A 16,458-nucleotide genomic window follows, 5' to 3' on the forward strand; every position below is an offset into this window, starting at 1 on the left:
CTCTATTCGAGTAGATTGATATTAAGCTCGCGCACGTCATCCCAGTCACTGTCGTGAGCGAGAGCAAAGCTCTGAATTCGTAGCGGCTTAATAATATTTTGGGTCTCTTTGGTCTCGCCTAACTGAGAGAAAGAAAGGGAGACTGCCTCTACAATGTTCTTTGGTACTCTTGGGTGCGCAGCAATAGCATGTGGAGTAAATCCGTTGGTTTCCCAAATTGGCGTCAGTAGTTTTTTTGTTTCATCAGGCAATGAATTAAAGGTTCGATAAATGCCACCACCTGCGGGATAGAAGCCTTTTGCAACTGCTAAATAGACGGAATCATGAGAGGAGACGTATTCAGGCTCAAACTCAACTGAGGCTTGGGTTAAGTAGTTACGTGTAAGAATTGAAGCGGCAAAGGCAGCAGGTGAGGGGAAGGCGAGGGTTTTGCCTTCGAGCTGAGATGCTGACGTAATATTGCTCCCTTTCTTAACCACTATAATTCCTTTGAGTCTTTTGTCTTTTGCTTTAGCCATTGCACGATAGCCGGGGTTCTGGCTATAAACGGTATAGTGATAAGGATTCATATACGCAAAATCATACTCGCCTTCTTTTAAACGTTGCTCAAAAGTCGGGATATCTGCGGCTGTGCTAAACACTATGGTATGGCCGGTTTGTCGGCTGATTTCATCCAATATGGGAGTCCACTGAGCCGCAAGTCTCTTGGCTGATTGCTGTGGCACAATTCCAAACGTGTAAACCTCAGCAAAGGAGAGCGGGGTATAGATCATCAGTGCGATGAGTAAATGACGTAATTTCATAAGTAACTCCTAGGCTGAATGCGCCAATAGTTCGTTGCGTAAAATTTTCTGGGTGAGACGTTCACGCCATCGTTTTGGTAAAAAGGTAAAGCGATTGATTTCGCGTACCATTTCTTGGCCTAGCGTTGCTTGTTGTTTGAGGTTTAGTACCGAGCCGAGGAGTTGGATGGATGAATTAGTCAGCATCTCTGTCGCTTTTGCTAATTGGCCTGATGTGGTTTTGCCTCCCATCACAACTAAGATGGTGTGGTCACAGGCGCTTGCTACGACTTGCGCCGGAATATTGCTCCGATTGACTTGAAGTAAAGGGGAAGTATCACAGATGATTCGGTCAAAATGTTCTAGCCAACTTGTCACATTCATTGAAAGCTGAGTAGGGTCACGAAAAGATAGCAACTCTGATTGTTCACGGGGAACCACTAGACCAGTAAACAATTGGTGTGATTCTTTATGTTCAAGCAAGATTCCGCATTCGGTTTCTTCTTTAGATAGTGATGCCCCTAAATTGAGCCCCGCTGATTCAAATGCTGGGTGGAAAGTGTTTAAGTCGACAATTAACGTTTTAAGCCCAGCAAGCAGATAACGCTCAGCTAATGCAGTTGTGACGGATGTTACGCCGTCACCTGATTGGCAGGCCGTGATACACAGCGCACGGCTTTGGCTCATTTCTGCGGCGAGGTAGATTTGTTCAATTTCGCTATGGGTTGCAGGAATCATTATAAGGCTCCTATCAAAACAATCGTCGTCGTTAAGCGCAGAATATCTTCAAGACCTACGCGAGCTTTCTCTAGCAAACTTTCTCCTTTGTCTGGCACATAAATGGTGTCACCAGAACGAAGGACAGGCAGTTGGTAAATGTTGGCGGTTTTACTAAAGTCAATTAGGTCGAAGGTTCGCGCTTGGCCTTGGCAACAAGACATATTGACGATGGAAATTTTTTCAAGATAAGCGCGTTCAGATGGGCCGCCTGCTTCAGCCAATAGATCAAGAATGGTCATATTGTCATCAAACACATATCGTCCCGGTTTATTAACGGCGCCAAGCACACGGACGGTCGACTCTTTAGAACGATCCAGCCAGATCTTGTCTTTTTCTGGGATATAGATAGTGTCGCCCATTGTTACGTTAGGTAGTAGGCTTTCATCTCCAGTTTCAAAGTAGAGCGAAAGATTCAATCGACTCACTTTTGAATAACTTTTATCTCTATGGGTGATTCGGATGTTGTGAATGTCGGCATCTTTTGTCGGGCCATCAGCGGCTGACAGAATATCGAGGAAATGCATGTCTTTGGTGAATCGATAACGCCCTGGCGCATTCACTTGACCAAATACATAGATTGAAGCATCGGAGCTTTGACGCACCCATTGCGATTTGTTGTCTGACGGATCTTGAGGAAGATCGTGAACTCGTACAATAGAACCTGCGCTCACAAGAGGCAGCTCAGATGGGCGGGCTCCATTAAGGATAAACTCGTCAAGATTGAAAACATGGAGCTTGCCAGTCTGCGTCACAACTTCAATTTTAGTTGTATCTGCGCGTAACGTTGGTCCTCCTACATGCGAGAGTAAGTCAATTAGATTCATTTCATCAGACCACTCAATACGACCTGGGCGCACAACTTCACCCATTACGCTGACGGCGCGATTAGGGGCGATTTTAAGCCAAGATTTTTCGTTCATATCCGTTTTTTCGGGTACAAAAATCGCGTCACCAGCTTCAATTTTTGGCGGACGTTGACCTGTTAGACCTTCGGTAAACGCGGTTAAGTCAAACTTGACCACTTTACCGTTACTCTTGATTAATCGGATCTGACGAGATTCAGCAAAACGAGTAGGACCGCCGGCGTTAGCTAAGATGTCCATAAATGACGCATTCTTTTTACCTTCGTAAGCGCCTGGGTGGGCAACTTCACCCATAATGTAGATGACATTGGCGCCCGCTTTGATCTCTTCTTCTTGCTTAGGAACAAAGATGGTTGCGCCAGGTTGAAGCGTTGGAAGCAGTGAAACGTCGCCGCTATCAAGATAGGTTTTTAAATTAAACAGTTGGGGAGAATTGTTAATAATAACGCGAATCTGCTCAACAGAGGCATAGCGAGTTACACCGCCAGCGCGCATCAAGATATCCACTAAATCGGTGTTCTTTTTATAGCTGAACGAACCGGGTGCGTTAACCTCTCCAAAGACTTTTATCGCGGTGCGACCATCGGCACTGTCTCCAGAGTTCGCAAGCTTGCTTGAATCAAACTCTTGCTCAATATTGCCCACTAGTGGCGAAGTCGGGACGAAAATGGTATCGAGTGAACGAAGTTGCGGCAGTAAGGTTTCATTGCCTGTATCAAGAAAAGATTTGTAGTTAAAGGTGATCTTTTCCTTACCGCGCTTTATCAATAGGTTGTTGAGTTGAGCGCCTGAACGAATGCCACCGGCAGCATGTAGAGCCATTTGCACATCAGCACTTTTGCTTAACGTGTATTCACCTGGCGAGTTAACGTAGCCTTGGACTGAAATAAGGATTTGCTGTTCTGCAATGAATACCGAAGCAGACGAGAGATCTCGATACACTTTTTCTAGTGCTTCTGTCACTGCATTGTTGAGTTGTTCCTCGGTATAACCGGCAACATATAAAGTTCCAACTTCCGGAAGCGTAATGCGACCACGTTTATCAACTTGAAAGCCTTTATTCAGTGAGCTTTCACCCGGTAAGTTAACTTGAATTAAATCTCCAACTTGTACGCGTACTTCTTGTGCATGTAGCTGACCAAAAGACAAAAATAAAACCAGTGCTAACAGTAACTTAGTCCATTGCATGATAGCCTCCTTGCATTTTGGTTTCTTGTTCTTGAGTATCAATAACTTCAATGCTTACGCGGCGGTTGGTCAGTCTTACTCCGTCACTGTCACCGTCATAAAGGGGTAAGGTGTCGCCAACGGAATGTGTGTCGATGCGAGTAGGGGCCAAACCAAAAATAGAGAGATAGCGCTTAACTTGTTGGGCTCTATCCATAGCCAGTTTCTGGTTATATTGAATGTCACCGACCGAATCGGCGTGGCCGGTTACGCTCAATTTTAAAGTAGGGTGGTCGGCCAAGATATTTGCAGCTCTTGCGAGATGTCCCATGTATTTGGGGTTAATTTCAGCTGAGTTGAAGGCAAACTGATTATCAATGTTTAGTAGGTTGAAGAGTTGGTCAATCATCGCTAAACGTTGTTGGAAAGCCCCTTCATCCATAGGAGGCACACATTTGGCTTGAGAGGTAACGTAATCAAGCTGCAGTTCGAGTTCGTTTAGGCGTTTACGTTGAATGACAATATCGTTAGCGGCATCAAGTAATAAACCTCCTTCTAGCTCGCGAGCAATTCTGTTTTGTTTTTCTAACGCTTGGACTACCGCTGCAGGAAAACACCAACGCGCACCCTCACGAATCAACGAATCCAAATGCAGTTTTGCCAATTGCCAATCGAATCTTAGCCCATGCTCTGGCCCAAGAGGTTCATCTGGCATCACAGGAGTAAAATTAGATTGAATGTAGGCCTCTGCAATCCCTCCGCTTCCGTGTTCTGGGTAACTAGTACAACCCAGAACAACAGCGATAGATAAACTTAGGGCTATGTGTTTGATTAGAGATCCCATGCCAACTTCCTTGTTGTTATAATTATTTAGTTTAGTGCTTGTTTGAATTTACGGGGATAGCTTGGTCAATTCGTAGTAGATTCATAATTTCTAAAGGTTGACCTGAAACGTTCTCAATACGCATGCAACGTTGGCGTTCAATTAAACGTTTGTACAAGTAGACAATCGCACCAACACCAGATGAATCGAGAAATTGAACTTGGCTAAAGTCGATTTCGATTTCTCGATCTGACTTATCAGCAATGATCTCGTCAATATGAGGTTGAGCACTACGGCTACCGTCTGCATCAAGGTTACCGTTGATTACAAGAGTTAGAATTGTGTCGTTCGCTTCAATTTTACGTAGTTCCATGATCGTATCTCCTCGGTAATTTCCTTTAACTAGAGCAGAGAATGTGCCAACTATTTAATTGTTATTATTCAATAGCTTGTAATTTTGATTGTTTAATTTTTCAAATTGAGAAACTGTTGTTCTCAATTTGATAGTCATGTTTAAGAAAAACGATCGCTGCAGATTCTAAGTGTGTCGGACCAATGTGTAATTGATGGTTTTGTTGATTAGCCCTGTTTAGGAGGTAGCTCGAAAGGGGCTCTGGAATGGATTGCCTTAATCTCAATGGTGGGCAAAATATCGACAACTACTCTCTGGATTACCACTATGAACTATCGTCTATCTACTTTGGCTATTGCTGTATTTGCCACTTTTCCTGTTAACGCTGAATGGGGTTCAAATCAAACTGTACCGATTTCTGTTCCTTTAGCTCATAGCTATCATCAAGAGATCAAAGTTGAAGAGTATTGGAAAAGCGAAAAGCTAGATGGCATACGAGCGGTTTGGACTGGCGAATCTTTAGTAACAAGAAACGGAAATAAAATTCACGCACCCGATTGGTTTATCAATCCATTACCAAATCATCCACTGGAGGGAGAGTTGTGGGCTGGGCGTGGAAACTTTCACCTAGTTCAGCAAACAGTGTTAGATAAGGTACCGATTAATGAGGCATGGCGAAAAATAGACTTTATGTTATTTGATATGCCAAGTGCCGCTGGTGATTATCAAAAACGATATTACAACGTTGTTCATTTTGCCCAGCGAAGCCAGAGAGACCATATTAAGTTCATCGAGCATTCACCCATTAAAAGTGAAAGCGAATTGTTTGGATATTTAGATGCTGTGGAAGCCGCGAAGGGGGAAGGTGTCATGCTTCGTAAGATCACCAGTCGCTATCAAGCAGGCCGCAGCAATGATTTACTTAAACTCAAGAAACACCAAGATGCGGAAGCCGTGGTCGTGGGCTACAAAGTTGGAAAGGGGAAATACCAAGGTTTAATGGGTGCACTGCTCGTTCAACTGGAATCTGGGTTACAATTTTATATTGGTTCAGGGTTTACAGACAACCTACGTAGAGAACCACCACCACTTGGCTCTGTCATCACTTTTCGCTTTAATGGGCATACGCAAAATGGCGTCCCCAAGTTTGCACGATTTGTTCGCGAGCGCGTTGAGTAGTTGTATAAGGTATAAAATAGAACTGCGAATAGAAAATAAGGCCAACTAGTGGCCTTATTTTTATTGATAAAGAGTAGGTTTCTATTTTGCCGCTAGTGCAAGTTGAACATCGTCAGTTTGTTTATGCATCCAACGAAGCCTAACACCTAGCATGATTGCTGCCGATGACAGACCGATAATGAATCCCATCCAGAATCCATGAGCGCCCATTGGTTCCACAATCCAATCCGTCATACCTAGGATATAACCGATAGGTAAACCTAAAATCCAATACGCGATAAAGGTTCGATTGAAAATTGCCGCCATGTCTTTGTAACCACGAAGCGCGCCTGCAGCAACAACTTGAATCGCATCTGTGACTTGGTAAATTGCCGCCAATAGTAAGAGTTGTAGAGCAATCTCTATAACAGCTCGGTTATCTGTGTAAAGCAGCGCTACTTGTTCTCGTAGCAGTACTGTCATTAGTGCAGTAACGAGAGACAAAGCTACCGCAACCATCAAACCAACTCGAGCAGCAATTGCGGCTCCTTCAACGTTGCCTTCACCAAGGCGATGCCCAACACGAATACTTGTTGCTGCTCCGATACTCATCGGTAACATGAATACAAGAGACGAGAAGTTAATCGCAACTTGATGGGCAGCCACAATCAAAGGACCAAGTGGGGCAACAAGTAGGGCAACGACGGCAAACAGCGTTACTTCGAAAAACATCGCAGCCGCTACTGGAAAACCTAGTTTAAACAGTCGAGTTAACGGCTTAAGCTGGGGTTTATGAAATTCTCCAAACAAGTTGATGTGCGCCACTCGGTTTGAGGTCATCACGTAGAACAACAGCATCAAGAACATAATCCAGTACACAATGGCAGTAGCGACACCACAGCCAACACCACCAAGCGCAGGCGCTCCAAACTTACCGTAAACAAATATCCAGTTGAGAGGGATGTTGAGCATTAAGCCAATAAAGCCAATCACCATAGCAGGTTTGGTCAATGACATACCGTCAGTTAAACTTCTAAGTGCTTGGAATAAAAGAAACGCGGGTACAGCGTACATAACGGCATCCATGTAACCGTTCGTTTTTGCTGCCATTAAGGGCTCAACATCCATTAATCCTAATATGGTTTGAGTCTGGAAAAGTACGCCAATAATTGGCACTGAAATGATCAATGCCATTGCAATACCTTGCTGGATCTCAAACGGGATCTTCCCTTGCTTTCCTGATCCGTTAAGTTGAGCAACGACCGGGACAAGCGCCATTAAAAGACCAACACCAAATAGGATGGAAGGTAACCAAATACTCGCTGCAATAGAAACAGCAGCCATGTCTGTTGCGCTAACACCACCAGCCATAACGGTATCGACGAATCCCATGCCTGTTTGTGCGACAGAGGCGATTAACACTGGGGTAGCGAGTTTCACAAGTGTATTGGTTTCTTGTTTATAACGATGCACGTAAGAGCTCCGAGAGAAGTAAAATCTTTTCAACTAAGGCCAAAAAGAGGATAAGGTTTTAAGCTTGCGCTATTGTGCCGCATGATAATTAAATGTCACACTAAGCACCAACAAAAACTGACGGATCTTTCTATGTTTACTGGAATTGTTCAAGGAATGGCTGAAGTTGTTGCCATTGAGAAGAAAGAAGCTTTTCAAACTCATACAATTAAATTAATCCCATCAATGAATCAAGGTTTAACCATTGGTGCATCTGTTGCGCACAATGGCTGCTGCTTGACAGTGACGAGTATTGAAAATGAACTCGTATCGTTTGATTTAATGCAAGCGACATTGAAACTGACAAATCTCGGCCTGCTAGAAGTCGGTCAGTCAGTCAACATCGAACGTGCAGCAAAATTTGGTGATGAGATCGGTGGCCATAGCATGTCAGGTCATATTTCTTTAGTCGGTCACATCGACGAAATCATCGATACACCGAACAACCGCGCAATTTGGTTTGAACTGCCAAAGAGTGAAATGAAGTATGTTTTAGCAAAAGGCTATATTGGCTTGGATGGTTGCTCACTAACGATTGGTGAAGTAGAAGAGAATCGATTCTCGGTACATTTGATTCCAGAAACTTTGAAACGAACATTATTTGGTGCCCGTAAAGTCGGCGATAAAATTAATGTCGAGTTTGATCCGCAGACGCAAGCGATAGTAGATACGGTAGAACGAGTGTTAGCAGCGAAAGCGCTTTAATTGAATTGAGTAGGTTCCAGTACGAGACGTTGCTTCTGGAACCTATCTCGTTAACATCCATGTTAACGAGCAGATAGCGTTAGAATATTTGTTCATCATCAGCGTCAATAAACAGTTCAATAGAATCCATTTGCTCATTGACCATCATATTTAGATGAATTGCATGACAGCAAGCAGGGCAGTCATCATAGAAATTTTGACTGCCATTAGAAGCATCCAGTGTGATAGCGATTGAGTGACCACAATGGGGGCATGATACAACTTTCTCGGTATAGTTTCGCATAGCTCTCTTCCTTACACCATGATGAGATTAATGACGGCAAACCAGCATCACTGTTGGTTATGATTTACGACGTCCTTGTAGACATTTTTAATCTTATGACGATAAGTTCGAGTGAGACGTGAATTAAGTGCAAACTTTGAATTAGCTAATAAAAATCACAATTAGCTAAGTTATGCATCAATAGTTGTGTTTGAAACCATTGACAAATACTACCATTCACACCTGTAACCCTATGTAAGATAAGTTGTTTATTTGTATAGCAGTATGTCAGTAAGAAAGAATTTTCTGAATGACTTTCTGAGCTTGCTCCAAATAGTGGCCACCAAATTGGTTGTAATGGTTGAGTAAGTGATACAGGTTGTAAATGTCTTTTCGCTCAGTGTATTTATAATCAATTGGCGTGATACTTTCATAGCCTTGATAAAACTCTGGCTGAAACCCTCCAAAGAGTTCCGTCATTGCAATATCGCACTCTCTATCTCCCCAGTAACAAGCTGGGTCGTAGCAAATGGGGCCAAAAACAGAGTTGGCGGTATTCCCATGCCAAAGATCACCATGTAATAAAGATGGCGTCGGTTGATGGTTACCCAACTGGTCGTGAACCACTTGGGTAAAGTCGTTAATGTCTACGAGGTCGACGCCTTTTTCTCTCACTAGTTGTAGTTGCCAACCAATACGTTGTTCAGAGAAAAAGCGCGCCCATTTACGATCCCATTTATTCGGCTGTAGAGTAGAACCAATATAGTTATCTTGATCAAAGCCATACTCTTTTTGCTCGCCCCATTGGTGCAAACGAGCCAATTGCTGACCAAATAGATAACTGTTTTTACTATCGTCTAACTGTTTTACAGGTAAATAGTTGAGAATAATAAAGGCATTATTTTTTGATTTTCCGGTCAGGATGACTTCAGGAACAAATACGCTGTTGCTTTCACGCATTATGCGAATGTTTTCCGCTTCAATATCAAATTTGGTAAGGAAGTTGCGGTTGTTCACTTTGACAAAATATCGCTGTTCGCCATCGGATATCATGTAACACTCACTGATATCTCCTCCCTGGACGCGGACTTTTTCTTCAATATTAAAAGAAAACATTAGGGTGTCAGAAAGTTGTTGAGAAATGGCTTGCCACATACTCTATCCTCACAGGTTAAGCACTAACCATATTGTAGAAGATGCTTAATTATGAAACTGGTCTGGAGTACAAAAAATTCAATCATTTAGCATATTTTCATAACCAGATGAATAAACTGTGAACTAAGTCGCTTATATATGTATGCGGTGATTCTAATCGGGTTAACAGAATCAGAATAATGTGTAATTAGTGCCAATAAAAATTGAGATAGATTATGGATATACTAGTTATCGTGCGTTATTTTGTGTTTGTTGTAGAAATTATCAGCAACCAATATTAGATGAGTTGTGTAAATTCATTGATATGACGTAGTATTAAAGAGTACTGTGGCGACACGACAATAAATGGAGATAAGCTGTGGTTGTTGAGACCGATGGTTACTTGGCTTTAATCGAGCACTTAGCTTTCAATCTGGATGTGTTTGCATCAGATGTAGGAGATACAGGATCTGAGAGTGTAGAAGATGTTGTTACTGATATGGTAGCAAGCAACATTATGTCTATCTTTGAGCAGAATCCAGAGTTACATTCCAGTGTGCGATTCCAATTGCTGAAAGAGGCCGACTCTGTCGTTGAAGACTTAAGCGAGGTCCTTGCTGGTGTATGGGGAAAACCTGCGACTAATGGTCAGATACTGTTTCTTGACGAATATATCGCATTGGTAAAAAACTTATTTGATACCGCTGTAGCTAAATACGACTGATAAATGATCAGTTGATTTCAGGCGAGGCAATGACTCGTCTGAAATGCCAGAACTTAGAAGCCCAATACGGGTTATCTAACCTCGAAATAATCACTCCTTTTGACGTTGATGCATGCATGAACTGCTTGCTTCCGACGTAAACTCCAACATGACGCACGCTTCTAGATGTTTTGAAGAAAACTAAGTCACCAATTTGCGCTTCGCTATAGTCTAGTTCACTTCCAACGCGCACTTGTTGTTTGGTTGTTCTTGGCAATGAGAGTTGCAAAGCATCTTGAAAAGCCACTTGTACAAATGCAGAGCAATCGATGCCATTGAGAGATGTCCCACCTAAACGATAAGGCGCACCTTGCCAAGTGCGGTAAACATCCAAAAAAGAATCTTTCATTTCAGCGTGAAACGGGGTCATTTGCTGGTTTTGAACTAGCTCATTGATGCCATTGTTCTTTGGAGCAGAAGAACAGCCGCTTAACATGACCAAAAGTGTAACTAGTGTTAACTGACTCGTAATGTTGTTCATGCAATATTAGTGACTTAATTATGAAATATTTTTGTAACGCCGACTGCATAGTATCCAAGCATAAACTTATGTATTAGTTCGGTTTCACTTTCATGAAAACTTCCGCAACCAAAAGTTCGTTATCCTTACTGCAAGCCATTAGCGCCATCTTCTTCACCACCACTTTACTGGTCATCACCTTATCTGTCACCTCTGTTAGAGGCATAGAGAGAATCGGTGCGCAATTTGAATCACTTTCAGGAAAAGCCTTACCATTGGCGATGACCAATGCAAAGTTGACTCAGGTGATTTTAGAGCACGTCAAACAATTAAACTATGGCAGCCAAGCGACTTCAATCGATGCTCTAACCACAGCAAAACAGAATATTGAACGACTTGAGAGTCAAAGCGATAGATTAAAAGAGCAAGTGTTAACAACGTCGTCAGAGTTTGATGGTGTTATTAACGGCAATCTTTTGTCGGGTTTGGAAAGTAAACTGGCTAAGCTGAGATACCTAACCGACACGATAATGGGTAATCAGCAGCAGTTAATCAATATGCAGCGAGTGATCGACAATCAAGTCACGGAATTTCGTTATGGTATCAGTTCAATAGGTCCAGAAATGAATCGAATTAGCTCGTTTTTGACCGGGGATAACCCCGAATCCGCTGACGCTGCTAATCGCTTTATTGCCAGTGCAAGTTCAATGGAAAGTACGTTTGTAGGGTTAATGATGCAGACGGAACTTGATAAAGCGCAGCAAGATTATCAAGAGATGCGTAATAGGATTGCAGGTATTCAATTGGCTTTCGATGACTATGCAGAGTGGCATCCAGACATTAGTGAATTTGCTAGTTTAACCGCGCCATATCAGATGGTGAACGCTGGTTTTACTGATACAGGCGTACTAAAGCAGATGCTTGCTAAGTTGGCACTCATTGAGCAACAAAGGGAGTTGGCCGTTGAGGTTGCAGATGCGGCTGAACAAACGGTCGAGATCCTAAATGCCATCTCCTACAGCGCTGAAGGGCTAATACAAACTAGTCAAAGTGAAGTGACTAAAACCATTTCCCATCTTGCCAATATCGCAATGACCAGCGGTAGCGCGTTAGTTGTAGCTATTATATTTTCTTGGTTGTGTTTAAGAATTTGGGTCAACCGAGGATTGAAAAATATCTTACATCATTTGAATAGGCTGACTGAGCATGACATGACTGGAGAAGTCGAACTTCGTGGCCCATATGAAATGAAAGAGATAGCGAATAAGTTAACGCAAGTGATCTCTTCCACTAGAGATTCGATATCAGGTGTTACAAGAAACTGCGAAACCCTGTATCAAACGGCAGAGATAAGCCATGGTGCGGCTGAAGAATCAAACCACAGTTTAAGCAAGCAAAACCAATCGTTAGCAAACATGGTTGAAACTATTGTTGAGCTGGAAGCGTCAATTAATCAAATTGCGACAGTTACGAATGAATCTTATACAGAATCCAAGCTAGCGGCGCAACATTCAAGTCGTGGTTTAAAAGCCATTGAACAGAATCAGCAACGCTTGCAATCTTTAGAGCAGTCTTTGGATCTCAATGATCAATCCATGAGTGAGCTTGATAGCCGCGTGAAACAGATTCGCGAGATGGTGGATATGATTGCAGGTATCGCCGAAAGCACCAATCTATTGGCATTGAATGCGGCGATTGAAGCGGCGAGGGCGGGAGAACAAGGGCGCGGATTTGCAGTAGTAGCTGATGAAGTTCGAAAACTGGCCAGCGATACTTCACAGCAAACATCCAATATTCGAGAGCGTATGAATGAACTGGTGGCCGCCGCAGAGCATTCAAGAGAGGCCGTTAATCACTCGCGAACTGAAATGACTCAAGCCCTTAAATCGAGTGAGTCGGTGAAAGTCTCGTTTGCTGATATTGAATATGCAGTGAACCAAATCCGCCAAAGGGTAGAAAAGATCACCATTGCAACCCAAGAGCAAGAGCGAGCAACCGCTGAGGTTAGTGACTCTATTGCTGAAGTGTCGGATCAGGGCGTTAAGACTAAGCAGCAGTTGGAATCGATGGTCGAAAGTTCGCAGCAAGTGGCGAGCATTGCTGGTCAACAGCAAACTCAGTTACACAAATATCGCTTGGCTTAGAATTATTTGTTTCGAAATGGTTGCGCCAACATTTGGTCTAGCCTTTGGTCTTTTTCAGTTTGGAAAAGAGGAATGCCAATTTGTACTTTGTCGTGCCCAAGTTCTGGCTGAGCTCGATAGGTTTTAAACCAGCGATCCCAAACCGATAAAAAGAAGCCAAAATTGGAGTGGGTCTCTTTCACTTTAACCGAATGATGAACTCGATGCATGTCCGGAGTGACAATCCAGCGTCTTAACGCAGCATCCAATCCAAGTGGCAATTTCGCATTACTGTGATTAAACATCGCACTGGCATTAAGCACAATTTCAAAGACGACGATGGCGACAGGTGAAACACCTAACACAAAGATTAATGCCACTTTTATCCACATCGATAGCAAGATCTCAATAGGGTGGAATCGCGTTCCGGTTGTCACATCAATGTCTTGATCTGCGTGATGCATACGATGAAGTCGCCAAAGCAATGGAATACGGTGGAACACCAAATGTTGAAGGTAAATGGCTAGATCCAACAAAATTACACATAAGATGAGTTCAAACCACCAAGGTAAATTCAGCCAATTAAACAGCCCAATACTTTGTTGAGATGCTTGTAATGCGGCTTCAAACGCAAGGATAGGCATAAACAAGCTCAGGCACAGAGAGTTAAATGCAATAAGCCCTAAGTTATTCATCCAGCGATAAGCTTTATTTTGAGTGAGTTGCTTGCGCGGTGTCGCCCATTCCCAAATGGCGCACAACACTAATACAGCGAGGAAGAAACTCAAGCGAATAAAATCGGGGTTTTGCATATTAGGCTTCCATTCTAATTGACTTGCAACTCTGACTAGTGAGGGTAAACTTTGCGGCCTTTGTCATTATCAATGAAATTCCATGAGAGTCCACGCTTTTCACCACCTCTACCAATATCGCTTAGACAATTCGACCAAGCCGTTTAACGCTAGGGGCTGTAAAGTCCAGCGTTGCCAATACTGCCAAGTGTCGAGCAAATATTGCATTTGTGAGCATCAACCAAGCATAGAGAGTGATGTGGCGGTTGTGCTGATCGTATCTGAAAATGAGGTCTTTAAGCCAAGTAACACTGGGCGACTAATTTTGGATACCGTTAAAGAAGGCTACGTTTACCAATGGAACCGTACCGAGCCTGATAAAGCGATGTTGGCACTACTCGAAGATAGCCAGTATCAACCTATTTTAGTGTTCCCTGATGAGTACATCGATGATAAGTCTCGTTTGGTTCTCGGTGATGCTCGCGAATTTTGTGGTGGGAAGAAACCACTATTAATCTTCTTAGATGGAAGTTGGCGTGAAGCGAGGCGTGTATTCCGAAAATCTCCTTACTTGGATTCACTGCCTGTACTGTCAATTTCTCCTTCGACACTATCTCGTTACATGATGCGCCGCTCAGACAACGAACAACATTTGGCCACTGCTGAAGTCGCAAGTTTAGTTTTGGATGAAGTAAAAGAGCATAACGCAGCGCAAACGCTCCACTATTGGTTCGAAGCTTTCAAAGAAAGTTATATGCTGAGTAAGAGTCGGGGCAAAGTAGATGAGCAAAGAATAGCTCTGAAAGATTTCATAACTATGAGCCAAAACGAGAGTCCCCTCTAAAAGTTAATCGCTTGTTGGCTATAGTCTGAGCATTTAATACGAGCCGGCAATTAAATCGATCATAGGTCACGGATTGTAGGCGTAGCTATATGGATAATGAATCAGTTGTTGATTTTATGAATTTTGATTGATGGGAGAAAACCAATGTACTACGGCTTTGACGTTGGTGGCACTAAGATTGAGTTTGGTGCATTTAATGACAAACTTGAACGTGTCGCGACGGAACGTGTACCAACGCCAACCGACGATTATCCACTTTTGATTGAGACCATTAGTGGCCTAGTCGCAAAGTATGATCAAGAGTTTGGTTGTGAAGGAAAAATCGGACTTGGCTTGCCAGGAATGGAAGACGCCGACGACGCAACTGTACTAACGGTGAATGTGCCCGCAGCAAAAGGCAAACCTCTACGTGCAGATCTTGAAGCTAAAATTGGTCGTTCAGTTAAAATTGAAAACGATGCGAACTGTTTTGCTCTGTCTGAAGCATGGGACGAAGAACTACAAGACGCGCCATCCGTAATGGGTTTGATTCTTGGCACTGGCTTTGGTGGCGGTTTGATCTATGAAGGCAAAGTCTTCTCTGGCCGTAACAATGTAGCTGGCGAACTTGGCCATATGCGCTTACCACTTGACGCTTGGTTCCATTTAGGCGATAACGCGCCACTACTGGGCTGTGGCTGTGGTAAAAAGGGCTGCCTAGATAGCTATTTATCTGGCCGTGGTTTCGAACTAATTTACGAACACTATTACGGTGAGCCTAAAAAAGCGATCGACATTATTAAGGCTCATGCGGAAGGCGAAACGAAGGCTGTCGAGCACGTTGAGCGTTTCATGGAGCTACTTGCGATCTGTTTTGCCAATATCTTCACTGGTAATGACCCACACGTGGTGGCTTTAGGTGGTGGTTTGTCTAACTTTGAGCTTATCTACGAAGAGATGCCTAAACGTATTCCTAAGTACTTACTGTCTGTTGCTAAGTGTCCGAAGATCATCAAAGCAAAACATGGTGATTCCGGTGGTGTGCGCGGTGCGGCATTCCTAAACATCAAATAACCTTGATTTGATGAACAAGATTTGAGAGTTTGCTTAGGTAAGCTCTTTTTTTTCGTCAAAAGGAATTGATGTGGCGTTAGATGCGTTTTGTCCTCAGGACTATCAGCAACTTATTGATTGGATTAGCTCACCCGAACTTAATTATTTGTGGGGTGGACCCGTGTATGACTTTCCGCTGACGATTCAGCAGATTGAGCACCATTTGTCTAACTCTCAGGTCTCGGCTTATTTATATCGAGATGAATCTGAAGCTATTGGTTACATTGAACTGTTTGAAACCAGTGCTGATACAGCAAGAGTATGTCGGGTTTTCGTCTCACCCAAGTTTCGAGGTCGAGGAGCGGCAAAATCGATGCTTGAGCAACTCGAAACGATTTCCATCACTCGTGGCTATCAAACACTCGACTTGTGTGTGTTTTCTCATAACGACAGCGCAATACGTTGCTATCAACAATTAGGCTTTGAAGAGATAAAGCGAGAGCTAGGAACGCGAAGTTTTGAGGGAGAGAATTGGGAATTGCTTTACATGAGGAAGTCGTTGGATGCGACTCAATCACAATCGAGTAACAATTAAAGAACGCGCTCATACGAGCGCGCTAAAAAATTATTTTTGCTTTTTGCCGACGCCTAAGTTTTCTTTTTGCTTCAGCGTAAGTTTTTCAAAGCCTAGTTTTCTAAAGTGATTGTCACGATAGTTACGCATTGCTTTAGTATCAGACACAGCTTCAATCTGCTGTTCCATCTTTAGAAATTCTGAAATATCAATACCTTCAGCTTCTGCAACCGCTTCGTGAATATTGCGATGCTGTTGGTACGAAAAAGTCAGCGTTTTGTCTTCACCTTTGTAGGTGTAAAGAATAGTGCGAGCCATGAAAATCTCTCAAAA

18 protein-coding genes are annotated in these 16,458 nt (G+C 43.1%); 7 read left to right on the forward strand and 11 right to left on the reverse strand.

Going from position 1 to position 16,458, the window contains the following annotated elements; all coding sequences use genetic code 11:
- Window positions 1-2 precede the first annotated feature (2 nt).
- Genes GVO60_RS17895 through GVO60_RS17915 form a run of 5 tightly spaced genes read right to left on the reverse strand, consistent with a single transcriptional unit; the run spans window position 3 to window position 4,788 of the window.
- Window positions 3-803 (reverse strand): phosphate/phosphite/phosphonate ABC transporter substrate-binding protein, encoded by an 801-nt coding sequence (locus GVO60_RS17895; protein ID WP_159656494.1) that lies wholly within the window; start codon window positions 801-803, stop codon window positions 3-5.
- A 9-nt stretch (window positions 804-812) separates the two neighbouring features.
- Window positions 813-1,520 carry a P-loop NTPase family protein gene (locus GVO60_RS17900; RefSeq protein WP_174855898.1) on the reverse strand — a complete coding sequence of 236 codons (708 nt, stop codon included), beginning with the start codon at window positions 1,518-1,520 and terminating at the stop codon, window positions 813-815.
- Window positions 1,520-3,613: an SLBB domain-containing protein gene (locus GVO60_RS17905; protein WP_159656496.1), complete on the reverse strand. Its 2,094-nt coding sequence runs from the start codon at window positions 3,611-3,613 to the stop codon at window positions 1,520-1,522. The genes GVO60_RS17900 and GVO60_RS17905 overlap by 1 nt, the downstream gene beginning before the upstream one ends.
- Window positions 3,600-4,436: an OmpA family protein gene (locus GVO60_RS17910; protein ID WP_159656498.1), complete on the reverse strand. Its 837-nt coding sequence runs from the start codon at window positions 4,434-4,436 to the stop codon at window positions 3,600-3,602. The genes GVO60_RS17905 and GVO60_RS17910 overlap by 14 nt, the downstream gene beginning before the upstream one ends.
- A gap of 31 nt (window positions 4,437-4,467) precedes the next feature.
- Entirely contained in the window at window positions 4,468-4,788 is a 321-nt protein-coding gene (locus GVO60_RS17915; RefSeq protein ID WP_159656500.1) for an STAS domain-containing protein, read from the reverse strand.
- A gap of 306 nt (window positions 4,789-5,094) precedes the next feature.
- Here GVO60_RS17915 and GVO60_RS17920 point away from each other — a divergent pair, with 306 nt between their 5' ends.
- Window positions 5,095-5,946, forward strand: coding sequence for a DNA ligase (locus GVO60_RS17920; RefSeq protein ID WP_159656502.1), 852 nt, complete (start codon window positions 5,095-5,097; stop codon window positions 5,944-5,946).
- A gap of 81 nt (window positions 5,947-6,027) precedes the next feature.
- Here GVO60_RS17920 and GVO60_RS17925 read toward each other — a convergent pair whose 3' ends face one another.
- Entirely contained in the window at window positions 6,028-7,398 is a 1,371-nt protein-coding gene (locus tag GVO60_RS17925) for an MATE family efflux transporter (RefSeq protein WP_159656504.1), read from the reverse strand.
- Between the two features lie 132 nt (window positions 7,399-7,530).
- Here GVO60_RS17925 and GVO60_RS17930 point away from each other — a divergent pair, with 132 nt between their 5' ends.
- Window positions 7,531-8,142: a riboflavin synthase subunit alpha gene (locus tag GVO60_RS17930; protein ID WP_159656506.1), complete on the forward strand. Its 612-nt coding sequence runs from the start codon at window positions 7,531-7,533 to the stop codon at window positions 8,140-8,142.
- Between the two features lie 79 nt (window positions 8,143-8,221).
- Here GVO60_RS17930 and GVO60_RS17935 read toward each other — a convergent pair whose 3' ends face one another.
- Complete coding sequence (locus tag GVO60_RS17935; protein ID WP_159656508.1) at window positions 8,222-8,425, reverse strand: CPXCG motif-containing cysteine-rich protein; 204 nt, start codon at window positions 8,423-8,425, stop codon at window positions 8,222-8,224.
- A gap of 267 nt (window positions 8,426-8,692) precedes the next feature.
- On the reverse strand, window positions 8,693-9,559 hold the full coding sequence (locus tag GVO60_RS17940) for a fructosamine kinase family protein (RefSeq protein ID WP_159656510.1): 867 nt from the start codon (window positions 9,557-9,559) through the stop codon (window positions 8,693-8,695).
- Between the two features lie 358 nt (window positions 9,560-9,917).
- Here GVO60_RS17940 and GVO60_RS17945 point away from each other — a divergent pair, with 358 nt between their 5' ends.
- Window positions 9,918-10,262, forward strand: a complete 345-nt coding sequence (locus tag GVO60_RS17945; protein ID WP_159656512.1) for a DUF3802 family protein — start codon at window positions 9,918-9,920, stop codon at window positions 10,260-10,262.
- A 7-nt stretch (window positions 10,263-10,269) separates the two neighbouring features.
- Here GVO60_RS17945 and GVO60_RS17950 read toward each other — a convergent pair whose 3' ends face one another.
- Window positions 10,270-10,782 carry a C40 family peptidase gene (locus tag GVO60_RS17950; RefSeq protein ID WP_159656514.1) on the reverse strand — a complete coding sequence of 171 codons (513 nt, stop codon included), beginning with the start codon at window positions 10,780-10,782 and terminating at the stop codon, window positions 10,270-10,272.
- Between the two features lie 92 nt (window positions 10,783-10,874).
- On the opposite strand from GVO60_RS17950, the gene GVO60_RS17955 reads away from it, so the two are divergent.
- Window positions 10,875-12,905 carry a methyl-accepting chemotaxis protein gene (locus tag GVO60_RS17955; protein ID WP_159656516.1) on the forward strand — a complete coding sequence of 677 codons (2,031 nt, stop codon included), beginning with the start codon at window positions 10,875-10,877 and terminating at the stop codon, window positions 12,903-12,905.
- A 2-nt stretch (window positions 12,906-12,907) separates the two neighbouring features.
- Here the strand turns inward: GVO60_RS17955 and GVO60_RS17960 are convergent, their stop codons facing one another.
- Complete coding sequence (locus GVO60_RS17960; RefSeq protein WP_159656518.1) at window positions 12,908-13,696, reverse strand: sterol desaturase family protein; 789 nt, start codon at window positions 13,694-13,696, stop codon at window positions 12,908-12,910.
- An 82-nt stretch (window positions 13,697-13,778) separates the two neighbouring features.
- Between GVO60_RS17960 and GVO60_RS17965 the strand changes: the two genes are divergently transcribed.
- The 3 genes from GVO60_RS17965 (at window position 13,779) to GVO60_RS17975 (ending at window position 16,146) form a co-directional block, all read left to right on the forward strand.
- On the forward strand, window positions 13,779-14,519 hold the full coding sequence (locus GVO60_RS17965) for a tRNA-uridine aminocarboxypropyltransferase (RefSeq protein ID WP_159656520.1): 741 nt from the start codon (window positions 13,779-13,781) through the stop codon (window positions 14,517-14,519).
- Between the two features lie 144 nt (window positions 14,520-14,663).
- Window positions 14,664-15,572 (forward strand): N-acetylglucosamine kinase, encoded by a 909-nt coding sequence (gene nagK, locus GVO60_RS17970; protein ID WP_159656522.1) that lies wholly within the window; start codon window positions 14,664-14,666, stop codon window positions 15,570-15,572.
- Between the two features lie 70 nt (window positions 15,573-15,642).
- A complete protein-coding gene (locus tag GVO60_RS17975) occupies window positions 15,643-16,146 on the forward strand; it encodes a GNAT family N-acetyltransferase (protein WP_159656524.1) in 504 nt (167 codons plus the stop codon).
- Between the two features lie 30 nt (window positions 16,147-16,176).
- Here GVO60_RS17975 and GVO60_RS17980 read toward each other — a convergent pair whose 3' ends face one another.
- Window positions 16,177-16,443, reverse strand: coding sequence for a DUF2960 family protein (locus tag GVO60_RS17980; RefSeq protein ID WP_159656526.1), 267 nt, complete (start codon window positions 16,441-16,443; stop codon window positions 16,177-16,179).
- Window positions 16,444-16,458: the final 15 nt, after the last annotated feature.

The sequence above is a fragment of the Vibrio atypicus genome (assembly GCF_009811315.1).
Classification (GTDB): domain Bacteria; phylum Pseudomonadota; class Gammaproteobacteria; order Enterobacterales; family Vibrionaceae; genus Vibrio; species Vibrio atypicus.